Source organism: Mycobacterium neglectum, from assembly GCF_002591975.1.
Classification (GTDB): Bacteria; Actinomycetota; Actinomycetes; order Mycobacteriales; family Mycobacteriaceae; genus Mycobacterium; species Mycobacterium neglectum.
The window spans coordinates 1-12544 of the sequence record NZ_NVQE01000078.1; the positions used below are offsets into that span (position 1 = coordinate 1).

Below are 12544 nucleotides of genomic sequence, written 5' to 3' on the forward strand. Positions count from 1 at the left end.
CGGCGCGGTGTTCCACAAAGGCAAGCTACTCGAACGGCCCGTTGGCATCACACCCGCCGAGAGCGACGAATCAACCGAAACCGAGGTCGCCTGAAACAACCTCATCCACAGGTCTTGACAATATCTCCGCGCACCGCGGCTGAGCTCAGTCCGTCGGAGAAGGATGCGGTATCGCATCGTGGCCGCGCATTGGCGCTGTTGGTGCCCGCACTGCGGGAGTTGGCGGGCTAGGTGCGCGCCTCGACGAGGTAGCCGTCGATGAAGTCGTGCAGCGCGGGTGCGAGAGCATCGACGCCGGAGTCGTTGACTTTGGCGAGCAGGACGATGCCCTGATACTGCGCTAGCAGTGCGTGGGCGAGCCGCTCCGGGTCGGTGCCGTCGCGCAGGATGCCGGCTGCGGCCGCGTCTTGGCATGCCGCGCCGAGGTGGCGCTCCATCGCGCCGAGCACCCCGGCGAGGTGCGTTCGCAGATCGTCGTCGGTGGTCGACAGCTCGGCGGCGAAGTTCCCGAACGGGCAGCCCACCGCCCGCCCGAACTGCGCTTCCATCGCGGTCTGAATTTTGCCGATGGCGTCGGGGATGGCATGGAGTCTCTGCGCCGGCGACGCGTCGGGGGAGCCGGACAACCGTCGCGCGAAGACCTCCGCGTGCAGGTCGATCACCGCTTTGGCCAGTTCCGATTTCGAGGAGAAGTAGTGGTAGAAGCTGCCCTTCCGGACATCGGCGGCCTGGCACAGTTCGTCGACCCCGACGGCTTGGTAGCTGCGTTCGAGAAAGAGCCGCGCGGCCGTCGTGACGATCCGCTCGCGGGCGTCAGACGTTCGTGGCATGGCCTGATTCTACATAGTTGACCGGTCGGTCAACTGAGGGTTACGGTACGACAATGACTGCTGAGGTCTTCCGGACGCCGGACGAACGCTTTGAGAATCTGCCGGGCTACGACTTCGCGCCCAACTACGTCGACGTCGACGGTTTGCGAATGCACTACCTCGACGAGGGACCGCGCAGCGGCAGAACCATCGTGTGCTTTCATGGCGAGCCGAGTTGGGCGTACCTGTACCGCAAGATGGTCGGCCCATTTGTGGAGGCAGGCAATCGCGTGGTGGTGCCCGACTACGCGGGGTTCGGGCGCTCGGACAAGCCGACCGACCGGGGCTGGTACACCTTTGACCGCCACACCGAGCTGACCTCGCGTGTGCTCGCCGGACTCGATCTGAGCGACGCCATCGTGGTGGTGCAGGACTGGGGTGGCGCGATCGGGCTGCGATGGGCCGTCGAGAATGCCGATCGTGTTGGGGGGCTTGCGATCTTCAACACCGGATTGTTCACCGGGCGGGTCTCCCGGGGATTCATGGCGTGGCGCGACTTCGCCGAGAAGAACCCGGACCTGCCGGTCGGCTTCGTGATCCAGGGTGCGACGGCGACAGAGCTTCCTGACGATGTCGTAGCTGCCTACGATGCACCGTTCCCCAATGCTGAGTCGAAGGCTGGTGCGGCGCAGTTTCCGCTGCTGGTTCCGACTTCTGAGGACGCGCCCGGCGCACGCGAGATGGCCGCCGTCGCCGACCAGCTGTCGCGGTGGCAGAAGCCGGCGTTGGTCGCGTTCTCGGATTCCGATCCGATCTTCCCGTATCCCAAAGCGGGACAGGTGTTCTGCGATCTGATTCCCACCGCTGGCGAGCAGGTGAAGATCGAGGGTGCGTCACACTTTCTGCAGGAGGACCGCGGCGAGCGACTGGCCGAAGAGGTGCTCAAGCACTTGACCTGACGGCGGCTACAGGTCGTGCTTTTCCTTGATATCCCTGGTCTGGATCTGCTCGACAATGATGCCGACCAACGGGATGGTGCCGGCCAGCAGGATGCCGATGGTCTTGGCGATCGGCCAGCGCACCTTCACCGCGAGGTTGGCGGTGAAGAGGAGGTACACGAAGTACACCCAACCGTGGACGACGGCGATCCAGTTCAGGCCCTCGACGCCGAAGCCGTATTTCATCACCATCTCGTAGCAGAGCGCGATGAGCCAGATGCCGGTGATCCACGCGGTGACGCGATAGCCCAGCAGTGCCTTGCGGATGCTTTCAACGGGGGTTCCGGTGGTCTCCGTCATGTCGTCGGTCGTTCCTTGTCTTCCTTGGCGAGGTCGGCGAGGTACGCGTTGTACTCGCTCAGCACAGGGTCGTCATCGTTCGGTTGGGCCGCGGCGGTGGGGCGTTCGGGCAGCAGCCCAGCAGGTATCTCGGTGATCTCATCTTGCCGTCTGGGCTCGGGTGGCGCTTCCTCGTATCGCACGAACTTGTAGTACGCGTAGACGACGAAGCCGGCGAACAGCGGCCACTGCAGGGCGTAGCCGAGGTTGACGAAGGTGCCCGATGCGGACTCGAAGCGGGTCCACTGCCACCAGGCCAGGGCCAGGCAGCCGACGGCGCCGAGGACCGCCAGCGCGATCAGCGCCGGTCTCCTACGCCGCGTAGTGGACACCTTCCAACGGTACCGCGCGGGTCTTCGGGCCGATGAACTCGTCCAGACGGGCCGTATCGGCCTTTCGGTAGACGGACACGATGTACTTGGTCGACCGCGTCCAGTGGATGCCGAGCTTGTCGAGTGCGGCGGTGAACAGACCGATGATGTCTTCGGAACGGTTCGAGAAGTGGTAGCGGATGCTGCGCACCCCGCGGTCGTTGGCGACGACGCGGCAGCCGTCGCTGTGGATCAAGCCGAGGACGAACTCTTCGGTGGCTTGGTCGACGAGGACTTGTTGCCAAGGTTCGAGAGCGATCGGTCGGTTGTGCTTTACTCCCGGACCGTGTTGAGGAAGTAGGCACGGCCAGTGTTTTGAGAAGAGTGAAACATCGAAACACCCGACGCGTTTCACGATGCCCGCCCGTTGGCCCGGCATCAGGATCTCGATGGCTTGGCAGCAGCGTTCGATTATTGCCGGGTATTTCTGGTCGAGGGTGATCCGAATGCGCCACACACGCCGCGCACGCGAGATCGAGCCGTCACCCAGGTACATCGCGAGCACATAGCAGTAAGCAGCAATGGGCAGCGTCGAGAAGTCGTGGATCACGCCGCAGGGCGTTTTGCTGTCGAGCCTTGGGCGCGCCCGTGGTCTGCATCGCCAATCCCGCACTGTTGTTCGGGGAATGCCAAGTTCGCGCGCAATTGCACAATCGTTGGCACCCGCCGCAATGAGGCGCTGCGCAGCGTTGAACTCTTCGGCAGATCGCATGACCTGCCCCTTTCGTCGGACTTGCCATCAAGCTAGTCCTGACGTCTGACAAGTCCGTTGAGACGGATTGGATACGATCGGCACATCGCGGGCGTGATGTAACTGGCAGGCATGCGGGCTTTAGGTGCCCGTGCTCGAAAGAGCGTGTGGGTTCGAGTCCCACCGCCCGCACTCTTTTCGCACTCACTCCCAGCGGCGTCATCAAATGATGACGCCGTTTTGTGTGGGGTGTCCGTCTGCGCCGCGCGCTCAGATCGCTGGTTTGCGATCGGCCCAGGGCTTCGCCTGCTCGAGCTGACTCGCAACCCGAATCAGTATGTCTTCGCGCCCATAGGCGGCAACCAACTGCACGCCCACTGGCAGGCCGTCGGCCGTCCACTCCAGCGGGAGGCTGATCGCCGGCAGGCCGCTGGTGTTGAACGGGGGAGTGAATGGCACGAACTCGCCCGCGCGACGCATCGGTGCCATCGGGTTCTCGGGATCGTTGACGATCGTGCCGAGCTTGAGCGGCAGTTCGGCAAGTGTCGGCGTGAGCAGCAGGTCCCAGCCCTCGTCCCACCACGAGTGCATCGCCCGGCGGTACTGCGCGACACCGGAAAGCGCGAGGGCGTAATCGATCGCCCCTGAGTGTGTCGCGAAATCGGCCTGAACCCGGTTCATCGGCTCCAACTCATGATCTTCGAGCGGACGGCCGAGCTGTGCCTCGAACCGCAGCCGTGAAATGCCCATGTTCGTGCTCCACATCGCGCCGAACTTGGAGCCGAGCGTCGCGTCCTCCAACGCCTTCGGCCACGCCGCCTCGACATGGTGGCCCAACGACTCGAGCAGCTTGCCGACGGCCTGCGCCGCCTCGGTCACCTCGGCGTCCACCCGCCCGCCCTGCGCGTGGTGGTCGAGGATACCGATGCGCAGACGGCCCGGGTCGGCGCCGAGTTCCTCGACGTAGGGACGTGCGGGCGGTGGTGCGATCACGGTGTCGCCGATGCCCGGGCCGCGGGTCGCGTCGAGCAACGCGGCCGAGTCACGGACCGTGCGGCTGACGCAGTGCTCGACCGCAAGCCCACTCTCGTCGCGCACCGGACCGAGCGTGATGCGCCCCTGGCTCGGCTTGAGTCCCACCAGCCCGCAACACGAGGCGGGAATGCGGATCGATCCGCCGCCGTCACTGGCGTGGGCGAACGGAACCATCCCCGACGCGACCGCTGCGGCCGCACCGCCGCTCGATCCGCCGGGCGTTCGCGTCGTGTCCCACGGGTTGTGGGTCGCGCCCCACGCGACGGGCTCGGTGGTCGGCACACTGCCCAGCTCCGGGCTGTTCGTGCGGCCGGCGATCACGAGCCCCGCCCCGCGGTAGCGGCTGACGAGTGTCGTATCCGCGTCCGCGATGAAATGCGCTTCTTTCAACGCGACGTTGCCGTTGCTGATCCGCTGCCCGGCGTAGTCGGCGAAGAGATCCTTGATGAGGAAGGGCACCCCGCGGAACGGGCCGTTGGGGAGATCGGGGCTCGCGGCGGTCTCGCGGGCGTGGGCGAACCAGCGGATCACGACCGCGTTGAGTGCCGGGTCGATGCGTTCGATGCGCTCGATCGCCGCTTCCAAGAGCTCGCCGGGCGACGCCTCTCCCGATGCGACGAGCGCCGCCTGATCGGTCGCATCCATCCAACGGGTCTGGTCGGCAAGCGAAGTCATGCCTGCTTGTCTAGCACCGCGCCGGCCGGTTCGACCGCCCCGGCGTCGCGACCGGCGAGCCGGTCGTCCCAGACCTGCAGGACATTCGCCGATGTGCGCGGGCTCAGTAGGCTGCCGACGACGTAGGCGATGAGGCTGGCGACAAGCCCGTAATAGACCGGCTCGTTGGCCGCGACCCCGAAGATGAACAACGACGCGAGCGTGACGACGGTGCCCGCGCCCATCGCACTGAGGGCACCGATGCCGGTCGCGCGCTTCCACAGGAACCCGCCGAGAATCGGCACCAGCAGGCCACCGACGAGAATGTCGTAGGCGATGGTCAACGCGTTCACGACGTCGTTGAGCAGAGCGGCGATCACGATGACGGCAATGCCGAGGACCACCACGTAGAGCCGATCGGAGTGCACATCGCGCTCGGCGTCGACTTCGGTGTTCTGCGCACCGCGTCCGAAAATCCTTGCCACCATCGGTGCCACGTCGGTCTTCGCCACCGTGGCCGTGGCGATGAGCGCGCCCGACGCGGTCGACATCATCGCGGCGACCGCGGCCGCCAGCACGAGGCCGCTGATACCGACCGGCAAGATGGTCTCGGCGATCAACGCGTAGACGTCGTCCTTCGCCTCGACGTCCGCGAGGAACGTCGACGCCGCGGCCCCGATCAGCGCGCCCGCGACGCCGTACAGCAGGCAGTAGACCGCCGCGGTGGTGCCACCCCACTTCGCGACTTGTGGCGACCGCGCCGTGAAGACGCGCTGCCAGATATCCTGGCCGATCAGCATTCCCAGGCTGTAGACGACGAAGAACGTGATGATCGTCGGCATCCCGATCGCGCCGAGGTCGAACACGGCGTCGCCGGCCCGCTCCCTGATGCCGTCGAGACCGCCGGCCTTGTTCCAGGTGAACGGCAGCAACAGGAAGAACACGCCGATCGTCTTGAGTACGAACTGGACCATGTCGGTCAACGTGATCGACCACATGCCGCCGATCGACGAGTAGAGCATCACGATCGCGCCGCCGATGATGACCGACACGGTGCGGTTGGTGTCGAACAGCACGTTGAAGATCGTCGCGTACGCGATCGTCGATGTGACCGACAGCATCAGCGTGTATGCGACCATGACAATCCCGGATGCCGAAGTCGCGTCGATGCCGTACCGCAGCTTGAGCATTTGCGCGACGGTGTAAACCTTCAGCCGCTGAATGCGTCCGGCGAACGCGAGGCTCAGCAGCAGCAGACCGACGGCGATCGCGACGACGAGCCACATGCCCGAGATGCCGAACTTGTAGCCGAGGCCGACGCCGCCGACGGTCGACGCGCCACCAAGCACCACCGCGGCCATCGTGCCGGTGTAGAGCATCGGGCCGAGTCGCCTTCCGGCGACGAGGAAGTCGGCGGAGTCCTTCGTCCGCGTCTTGCCCCAGAACCCAAACGCGAGCATGGCGACGAGGTAGACGACGACGATCGCTACGTCAAGGGATTTACCCATGGTGGTGCTCCTCTTATCAGTCGGTCGCGAGATGAGTCGGGGCGAACATGCTCAGGACGGCGGGCAGGACGACGACTGCGGGGCCTGCGGACTTGAATGTGTCGGCGACGATCGGGCCGACGGTTTCGAGCGTCGCTGTATGAGCCGGAATGCCGAAACTTGCTGCCAGGGGGCCAAAGTCGGGCCGAGTGAGTTCCGTGGCGGTGGCTTGGCCGAACGCATCGGTCATGTACTCGCGCAGAATCCCGTAACCGCCGTCGTCGACGACGAGCCACGTGACGTTCGCGTCGTGCTGACGGGCGGTCGCCAACTCCGCGATGGAGTACATGGCGCCGCCGTCTCCGGAGACCGCGAACGTGCGACTGCTCGACCCGATCGCCGCGCCCAACGCTGCTGGATACGCGAAGCCGAGCCCACCCGCGCCCTGGGCTGAGTGGAAGGCGCCGCCGAGCGGATCCCACGCCGACCACGCCCAGTACCCAGCGATCGTCATGTCCCAGAACGTGTGGACGGCCGGTGGAACGGCGTCGCGCAGATCTCGCATGAGGGTCAGTTCGGCTGCCAGGTCTTGGTCTGCAAGCCTGCGCTCCACCGACTTTCGCAACTCAGCTGCCGCCACGGGTCCGGCTTCAGTGCCTTTGCGGGACACCAGCTTGGCGATCGCGCGAAGAGCCAGTGCAGCGTCGGCGTGGATGCCAAGGGCGGGATGGTTGGCCTCGAGTACCCGCGGTTCGGCGTCGACGTGGATGAGGCGGCCCTTCGGGCGGAAGGTGAAGTAGTTGCTCGTCACCTCGCCCATCGCCGTGCCCACGGCCAGGAGCACGTCGGCGTTCTCGAGCAACTCGGTCGTGTAGCGATCCTCGATCCAGGATGCGGCGGACAGCGGATGGTCAAAGGGCAGAGCGCCTTTGCCGCCGACGGTGGAGACGACAGGGGAGTCCAGCAGTTCCGCCAGGGCGGTGAGGGCTTCCGGCCCGTCGATGGACCGACGCACGCCACCGCCAGCGAGGATGACCGGCCGCTCGGCCGAATCAAGCAGTGCGGCAGCCTCTTCGATGAGTTCGGGGCGCGCGGGCCGTTCGGCGATGTGCGTCAACACCGACGTCACCTCAGGCACGTGAGTGGATTCCAGCAGCACGTCCTGGGGGATCTCCACCCAGGTGGGACCGGCCGGGGCCGACTGGGCCAGCGCCCATGCGTCGGCAAGCAGACTGGGGATCTCGGCGGCCGCACGCGCGACTGCGGTGCTCTTGGTGACGTTGATGGCACTGCGCTGTTGATCGTCGAGTTGGTGCAACATGCCCTTGCGCAGACCGAGGCCGGCGCGCGGCACCTGGCTGGTGATGACGAGAAGCGGAACGCCCGTCGCGTACGCCTCCTGCAGGGCGCCCAGCGCTGTCAGCGCGCCGGGCCCGGTGGACAGGAACAGCACGCCGACCTCGCCCGTGACCCGCGTGTACCCGTCGGCCTCGAATGCCGAGTTGTTCTCCACCCGTGAACTGACAAAACTCAGGTCGCTTCGCCGGATGGCGTCGAACAGTCCGAGCGCATGCTGGCCGGGGATGCCGAAGACATGCGAAACGCCCAGCACGGTAAGTGTTTCCACGACCACGTCGCCACCGTTGCGGGCATGTTCAGCCACTTGCGGCCTCCTCATGCCGTAGCGCGAGCAGCGACACCAGGTCGTAGGCCACGTGCGACGCGGCGATGCCGGTGATCTCGGCATGGTCATACGCGGGAGAGACCTCGACGACGTCGGCACCCACGACGTTCAGACCACGGAAGCCGCGCAGGATCTCGAGCAGCTCGCGGCTCGTCATCCCACCGGCCTCAGGTGTGCCGGTACCCGGCGCATGCGCAGGGTCCAACACATCGATGTCGATGGAGACGTACACCGGCCGGTCGCCGACTCGCTGCCGCAGTTTGTCGATGACCTCCACGACCCCCTGGTGGTAGACGTCCGACGAGGTGACGATGCCGAAGCCGAAGCGGCGGTCGTCCTCCAGATCCTTCTTGCCGTACAGCGGGCCTCGGGTCCCGACGTGGCTCAGCGCTTCGGTGTCGACGATGCCTTCCTCGACCGCCCGCCGGAACGGCGTGCCATGGGTGTACTCGGCGCCGAAGTAGGTGTCCCACGTATCCAGGTGGGCGTCGAAGTGGACGAGCGCGACCGGGCCGTGCCGGTTGGCGGCGGCGCGCAGCAGGGGGAGCGCAATTGTGTGGTCGCCGCCGATCGTCACCAGGCTGGTGCCGTCGGCCGTCAGCTCGAGTGCGGCGGCCTCGATGGTCTCGATCGCCTCGTGAATGTTGAACGGGTTGACGGCGATATCGCCCGCGTCCGCAACCTGCGCGATATCGAACGGCGACACGTCCAGGGCGGGATTGTAGGGCCGGAGCAGCCGCGACGACTCCCTGATGTGCGCGGGACCGAACCGTGCGCCGGGCCGGTAGGAGACGCCGGAATCGAAAGGCACACCGGCGACGACGACGTCCGCGGATGGCACCTGATCGAGACGCGGCAGCCGGGCAAATGAGGCAAAGCCGGCGAAGCGCGGAACCTTGGAGGCGTCCACGGGGCCGATGGTGTTCGTCATGCTGATGGAGTCCTTGCGCGGTGGGAAGTGTGGTGTGCGTCACTGTATGGCGCTCGAATTCGGCTTGCAAGCAGTTCATTCGTAACAAGGACGTAATCCATCACGATTTGCCAGTATCAGAACGTGTATCGGTACACAATGGACTTAGAGATGGCTGTTTGTGAACGATCTGTCGCTTCTCACGGGTCCAAAAATCTTTGGGAAATTTTGTGAGAAAGGTCCCGAATGGACGAGATCGACGAGGCAATCGTGGAACTCCTCGAGGTCGACGGGCGGCTGACGCACCGCGAGATCGCCCGGGCGGTGGGCCTGTCACGATCGGCGGCCGCCGCGCGAGTCCAGCGGCTGATCTCCAGCGGTCAGGTGATCGTGCGCGGCGCGGTCCACCCCGCGGTGATCGGGCAAGCAGCGTTGGCGCATGTCGGCCTCGTCGTGCGAGGGCCTGCGGCGCCATTGGCCGCCGCGATCGCACGGCGCGACGATGTGCCGTTCCTGTCGCTGACCAGCGGACCCCACGGTCTGGTTGCAGAGGTGCGCGCCGCGTCCGCTCGCGACATTGATCGCTCGATCGCCGAACTGCGAGCTCTCGACGACGTCGTCGGCGTTGACACTTTGTCCTATGTGGAGGTGGTCCGCGACGTCATCGGTCCGGTCGGGGAGATGCGCACCGAAGTCGACGAAATCGACCTGGCGTTGCTTCGGGCCCTGCAAGACGATGGGCGAGCCTCGTATGTCGATCTCGCTGCGGTGGTTGGACTTTCGCCGGCGGGAGCGCGACGGCGAGTCGTGCGTCTCGTCGAATCGCAGGTCGTCCGGATCGGCGCGGTCGTCCGGCATTCCGGTCAGGATCGGCAGAGCGCGATGGGTTTTGGGGTGCGCCTGGCCGGGGACCACCGTGATGTCGTCGACGAGCTGGCGGCCATGCCATCGGTGATCTTCGTGGCGCGCACGCTGGGTCGCTTCGACGTGCTCGTCACGGTGCGCGCATTCTCGGCCGCTCAGCTGGTCGAGTTGCTCGACATCGTCAGGTCGATGCCCGGCGTCAACGCGGTCGAGAGCTGGGCGCACCTCGAAGTCGTGAAGGAGAGTTACGCGTCCGGATTGGACGTGCCGGGCACTCCGCGATAACCCCTCAGCCGCGCGTTGCGAAGTACTTCTGGCCGCCCGCCGGTATTCGTCCGAAGCCGGCCTTCAAAACCGGGGCCAACACCTTGACCGGCAACGCGAACGCGGGTTTCGGCTCGATCGCGAGCGTCCAGGTGAACAGTGTTTCGCTGCCTGCCGGCTCGACGAGGTAGTGCTCGGCGAAGCGCTTGAACAGTGGCAGTGCGGATTCGTAGACGTAGAACGACTTGCTGTGCCCGTCCTGCCATTGGAAGAAGCGCTCCCGCATCACCGACGCGCCGGGTGCGGTGACCTCACGCGTGGTGCCGACCCCGAACGGCCGGGGCGACGTCCACGTGACGTCTTTGATCATCGGTCCCCACGCGGCCAGCGACTCGTCGGAGACGAGTGACTCCCAGACCTTTTCGGGTGGGGCGGCGTATCGCTTCTGATAGCGGAAGATGTGCGGCGCGGAGGCCAGGAAATCGGCGTCGGCGGGTTCCAGCGCGTGCCAGCGGGTCATGGATGATCATCCTCGCACCTACCACCTACCCCGTCTTTCGTACCGGGTATCCGTTCTGCTCGGCCAGCGATCGCAGCTGTTTGAGCGCGAACCGGCGGGCACGCCCCGCCTCGGGTATCAGGATGCCGGCCCACACACCCTCGGCGCCCGGCGTCGAACAGGCTTCCTGAGCGCACCGCCACCGCAGGGGACAGGCGCGGCACAGCGCCTTGGCGCCTTCGTCGGCGGTCGTCGTCCACCGATCCGGATCTCGCGTGCAAGCCCCCATCGCTGAGTCGTCGACAACGGTTGGAGGCTCGGGCGCATTCACCGCGCGCAGATGTGCGACGGCGCTTGATCGTGTCTGGTCGTGCACTGCTCTGTCCTCCCCGTTCCCATCAGCCGCGGAAACAATACGTTTGTATGGTAGACACAATACGTTCGTATTGTCTAATCTAAGTTTGTGATCATGGAACAAGCCGCTCTATGACAGTGGTGACGGAGCCCGACCGGATCGGCGGCGACGACCTCAAGAAGCTGGAGCGCATCCGGCAGGCGGCGTTGAAGAGCTTCGCGACGAAGGGCGCGGCGGGGACGTCGCTACGGTCCGTCGCCGCGGATGCCGGCGTCTCGCTTGGATTGGTGCAACACCACTTCGAAACGAAGGCCGGCCTCGTCAAGGCGGTCGACGACTACGTGATGAGCGTCGTGATCGCCGTGGTCGCGCAGCCTGTCGCGGTGCCTCATGCGAAAGACTCGATCGCCGACATGGGCAGCAGGGTCACCACACTGCTCCTCGAGCATCCCGACGTCGTGGACTACTTCGGTCGTGCGCTCATCGAAGGCAGCCAGCTGGGTAACACCGTCTGGGACACACTCTCCGCATTCGGCACGGCCCGGTGGACCGCGCGGAAAGAGAATGGCGAAGCCCGCGACGATATCGACGTCACCTGGGCGTCGTTGAATTCGCTTGTCCTGGCGGTCGGCACCCTCATCGTGCGCGGCCATATCGAGCGGCAGATCCCGGGCGCCTTCACGACGCCCGAGCAGCTCGACAGGTGGCAGCAGTCGGTCAACTCACTGCTGCGTGAAGGACTCTTCCAACCGCGCAACGACGAGGCTTAAGCCCCTTCGCCCGCAACCCTTTTGCGGTATGTGCTCGGTGTCTCGCCGCAGAACTGGGCGAACGCACGCGTGAATGAGCTGAGGCTGTCGAAACCCACCGCCGACGCTGTTTCCTGCACCGATTGACCCGGCCCGGCCAGCAGCGCCATCGCGCGAAGCATTCGTGCGTGCAAAAGGTAAGTCCGCCAGGACAACCCGAGCGTGTCCTGGAAAAGGCGCCGAAGCGTGCGCTCGGACACTGATACCGCCCGCGAGACGTCATCGGCACTCACCGAATCCAGGTGTGCCTTCGTATATGTCATCGCCGCCGCCACGATCGGGTGGTCGGACGTCGGCAGGGACAGCGGAGCCTCGTGGTCCAATGCCTCGGCCACGAGGTTGGACAGTGTGCGAAAGAAGCCGTCTGACTGCGCGTCACCGTGCGCGCGATCGATTTGCCAGCGCAGCGCGTAAATCATCATCTCCCGGATCAACGGTGACACGGCGAGGATTCGGGCGCGATCGCCCGGCGCGGCCACGAGCGCGGGGTCGAACATCACCGCGACGGTCTTCACATCGGGATTCATCACCGCCTGGTGTTCGAGGCCAGCGGGTATCCACGCCGCCTGCTGAGGCGGAAGCAGATAGTGCGCGGAATCCGTCTCGACCTCCACGACGCCGTGCAGCGCGTACTCGATCTGGTGCACCTCGTGGCTGTGCCAACCGGTGATCAGACCGTCGCCCTCGTAGAGGTAGCTGCCGCCGAGCGCCCGTCCTCCGCGGCGGAGTTCGATGACCCGTCGGGCGGGGCGGCGGGAAGGATCCAGGGCGGGGC

The 12544-nt window shown here is 65.7% G+C and carries 14 protein-coding genes, 1 tRNA gene and 2 pseudogenes; 5 read left to right on the forward strand and 12 right to left on the reverse strand.

Translation table 11 applies throughout. The features are described 5' to 3' along the window. Window positions 1-129: 129 nt before the first annotated feature. Window positions 130-231 (forward strand): annotated as a pseudogene (locus CSQ99_RS29775) (non-canonical purine NTP pyrophosphatase); the annotation flags it as partial. Here the strand turns inward: CSQ99_RS29775 and CSQ99_RS29780 are convergent. Further along, a complete protein-coding gene (locus tag CSQ99_RS29780; protein ID WP_099042578.1) occupies window positions 228-830 on the reverse strand; it encodes a TetR/AcrR family transcriptional regulator in 603 nt (200 codons plus the stop codon). The pseudogene CSQ99_RS29775 and the gene CSQ99_RS29780 overlap by 4 nt on opposite strands. A gap of 53 nt (window positions 831-883) precedes the next feature. On the opposite strand from CSQ99_RS29780, the gene CSQ99_RS29785 reads away from it, so the two are divergent. Beyond that, on the forward strand, window positions 884-1768 hold the full coding sequence (locus CSQ99_RS29785) for a haloalkane dehalogenase (RefSeq protein ID WP_099042579.1): 885 nt from the start codon (window positions 884-886) through the stop codon (window positions 1766-1768). Window positions 1769-1774: 6 nt separating this feature from the next. On the opposite strand, the gene CSQ99_RS29790 is transcribed toward CSQ99_RS29785, so the two are convergent. The 4 genes and pseudogenes from CSQ99_RS29790 to CSQ99_RS31750 all read right to left on the reverse strand — a co-directional run. Beyond that, the gene (locus CSQ99_RS29790; protein ID WP_099042580.1) at window positions 1775-2107 is read right to left on the reverse strand and encodes a DUF3817 domain-containing protein; all 333 of its coding nucleotides are present in this window, start codon (window positions 2105-2107) and stop codon (window positions 1775-1777) included. Further along, window positions 2104-2478 carry a hypothetical protein gene (locus tag CSQ99_RS29795; RefSeq protein WP_099042581.1) on the reverse strand — a complete coding sequence of 125 codons (375 nt, stop codon included), beginning with the start codon at window positions 2476-2478 and terminating at the stop codon, window positions 2104-2106. The genes CSQ99_RS29790 and CSQ99_RS29795 overlap by 4 nt, the downstream gene beginning before the upstream one ends. Then, window positions 2459-3067: an LAGLIDADG family homing endonuclease gene (locus CSQ99_RS29800; RefSeq protein WP_245909157.1), complete on the reverse strand. Its 609-nt coding sequence runs from the start codon at window positions 3065-3067 to the stop codon at window positions 2459-2461. The genes CSQ99_RS29795 and CSQ99_RS29800 overlap by 20 nt, the downstream gene beginning before the upstream one ends. A gap of 51 nt (window positions 3068-3118) precedes the next feature. Then, window positions 3119-3229, reverse strand: a pseudogene (locus CSQ99_RS31750) (helix-turn-helix domain-containing protein); the annotation flags it as partial. Window positions 3230-3316: 87 nt separating this feature from the next. On the opposite strand from CSQ99_RS31750, the gene CSQ99_RS29805 reads away from it, so the two are divergent. Beyond that, window positions 3317-3400 (forward strand) — tRNA-Leu (locus CSQ99_RS29805). Window positions 3401-3478: 78 nt separating this feature from the next. On the opposite strand, the gene CSQ99_RS29810 is transcribed toward CSQ99_RS29805, so the two are convergent. From CSQ99_RS29810 to speB, 4 genes are read right to left on the reverse strand one after another with little or no spacing between them, the layout of a single operon-like run. Next, window positions 3479-4918 carry an amidase gene (locus CSQ99_RS29810; protein ID WP_099042583.1) on the reverse strand — a complete coding sequence of 480 codons (1440 nt, stop codon included), beginning with the start codon at window positions 4916-4918 and terminating at the stop codon, window positions 3479-3481. Then, on the reverse strand, window positions 4915-6405 hold the full coding sequence (locus CSQ99_RS29815; protein ID WP_099042584.1) for a sodium:solute symporter family protein: 1491 nt from the start codon (window positions 6403-6405) through the stop codon (window positions 4915-4917). The genes CSQ99_RS29810 and CSQ99_RS29815 overlap by 4 nt, the downstream gene beginning before the upstream one ends. Before the next feature lie 16 nt (window positions 6406-6421). Further along, window positions 6422-8047, reverse strand: a complete 1626-nt coding sequence (locus tag CSQ99_RS29820) for a thiamine pyrophosphate-binding protein (protein ID WP_245909158.1) — start codon at window positions 8045-8047, stop codon at window positions 6422-6424. Further along, window positions 8040-8999: an agmatinase gene (gene speB, locus CSQ99_RS29825; protein WP_176561294.1), complete on the reverse strand. Its 960-nt coding sequence runs from the start codon at window positions 8997-8999 to the stop codon at window positions 8040-8042. The genes CSQ99_RS29820 and speB overlap by 8 nt, the downstream gene beginning before the upstream one ends. A gap of 225 nt (window positions 9000-9224) precedes the next feature. Here speB and CSQ99_RS29830 point away from each other — a divergent pair, with 225 nt between their 5' ends. Further along, window positions 9225-10127 carry an Lrp/AsnC family transcriptional regulator gene (locus tag CSQ99_RS29830; protein WP_099042587.1) on the forward strand — a complete coding sequence of 301 codons (903 nt, stop codon included), beginning with the start codon at window positions 9225-9227 and terminating at the stop codon, window positions 10125-10127. A gap of 4 nt (window positions 10128-10131) precedes the next feature. Here the strand turns inward: CSQ99_RS29830 and CSQ99_RS29835 are convergent, their stop codons facing one another. Further along, entirely contained in the window at window positions 10132-10626 is a 495-nt protein-coding gene (locus CSQ99_RS29835; RefSeq protein ID WP_099042588.1) for an SRPBCC family protein, read from the reverse strand. Between the two features lie 25 nt (window positions 10627-10651). Continuing rightward, complete coding sequence (locus CSQ99_RS29840) at window positions 10652-10894, reverse strand: WhiB family transcriptional regulator (RefSeq protein ID WP_099042590.1); 243 nt, start codon at window positions 10892-10894, stop codon at window positions 10652-10654. A 197-nt stretch (window positions 10895-11091) separates the two neighbouring features. On the opposite strand from CSQ99_RS29840, the gene CSQ99_RS29845 reads away from it, so the two are divergent. Then, window positions 11092-11730 (forward strand): TetR/AcrR family transcriptional regulator, encoded by a 639-nt coding sequence (locus CSQ99_RS29845; protein ID WP_099042589.1) that lies wholly within the window; start codon window positions 11092-11094, stop codon window positions 11728-11730. Here the strand turns inward: CSQ99_RS29845 and CSQ99_RS29850 are convergent. After that, complete coding sequence (locus tag CSQ99_RS29850; protein ID WP_099042591.1) at window positions 11727-12536, reverse strand: AraC family transcriptional regulator; 810 nt, start codon at window positions 12534-12536, stop codon at window positions 11727-11729. The two genes, CSQ99_RS29845 and CSQ99_RS29850, sit on opposite strands and share 4 nt — an antisense overlap. Window positions 12537-12544: the final 8 nt, after the last annotated feature.

What these genes read in the sequence shown, in the direction of transcription:
- CSQ99_RS29815 (WP_099042584.1), bottom strand. Translation starts at nt 6,405, where the DNA reads ATGGGTAAATCCCTTGACGTAGCGATCGTCGTCGTCTACCTCGTCGCC.
- CSQ99_RS29835 (WP_099042588.1), bottom strand. Translation starts at nt 10,626, where the DNA reads ATGACCCGCTGGCACGCGCTGGAACCCGCCGACGCCGATTTCCTGGCC.
- CSQ99_RS29840 (WP_099042590.1), bottom strand. Translation starts at nt 10,894, where the DNA reads ATGGGGGCTTGCACGCGAGATCCGGATCGGTGGACGACGACCGCCGAC.
- CSQ99_RS29790 (WP_099042580.1), bottom strand. Translation starts at nt 2,107, where the DNA reads ATGACGGAGACCACCGGAACCCCCGTTGAAAGCATCCGCAAGGCACTG.
- CSQ99_RS29845 (WP_099042589.1), top strand. Translation starts at nt 11,092, where the DNA reads ATGACAGTGGTGACGGAGCCCGACCGGATCGGCGGCGACGACCTCAAG.
- CSQ99_RS29785 (WP_099042579.1), top strand. Translation starts at nt 884, where the DNA reads ATGACTGCTGAGGTCTTCCGGACGCCGGACGAACGCTTTGAGAATCTG.
- CSQ99_RS29780 (WP_099042578.1), bottom strand. Translation starts at nt 830, where the DNA reads ATGCCACGAACGTCTGACGCCCGCGAGCGGATCGTCACGACGGCCGCG.
- CSQ99_RS29830 (WP_099042587.1), top strand. Translation starts at nt 9,225, where the DNA reads ATGGACGAGATCGACGAGGCAATCGTGGAACTCCTCGAGGTCGACGGG.
- speB (WP_176561294.1), bottom strand. Translation starts at nt 8,999, where the DNA reads ATGACGAACACCATCGGCCCCGTGGACGCCTCCAAGGTTCCGCGCTTC.
- CSQ99_RS29810 (WP_099042583.1), bottom strand. Translation starts at nt 4,918, where the DNA reads ATGACTTCGCTTGCCGACCAGACCCGTTGGATGGATGCGACCGATCAG.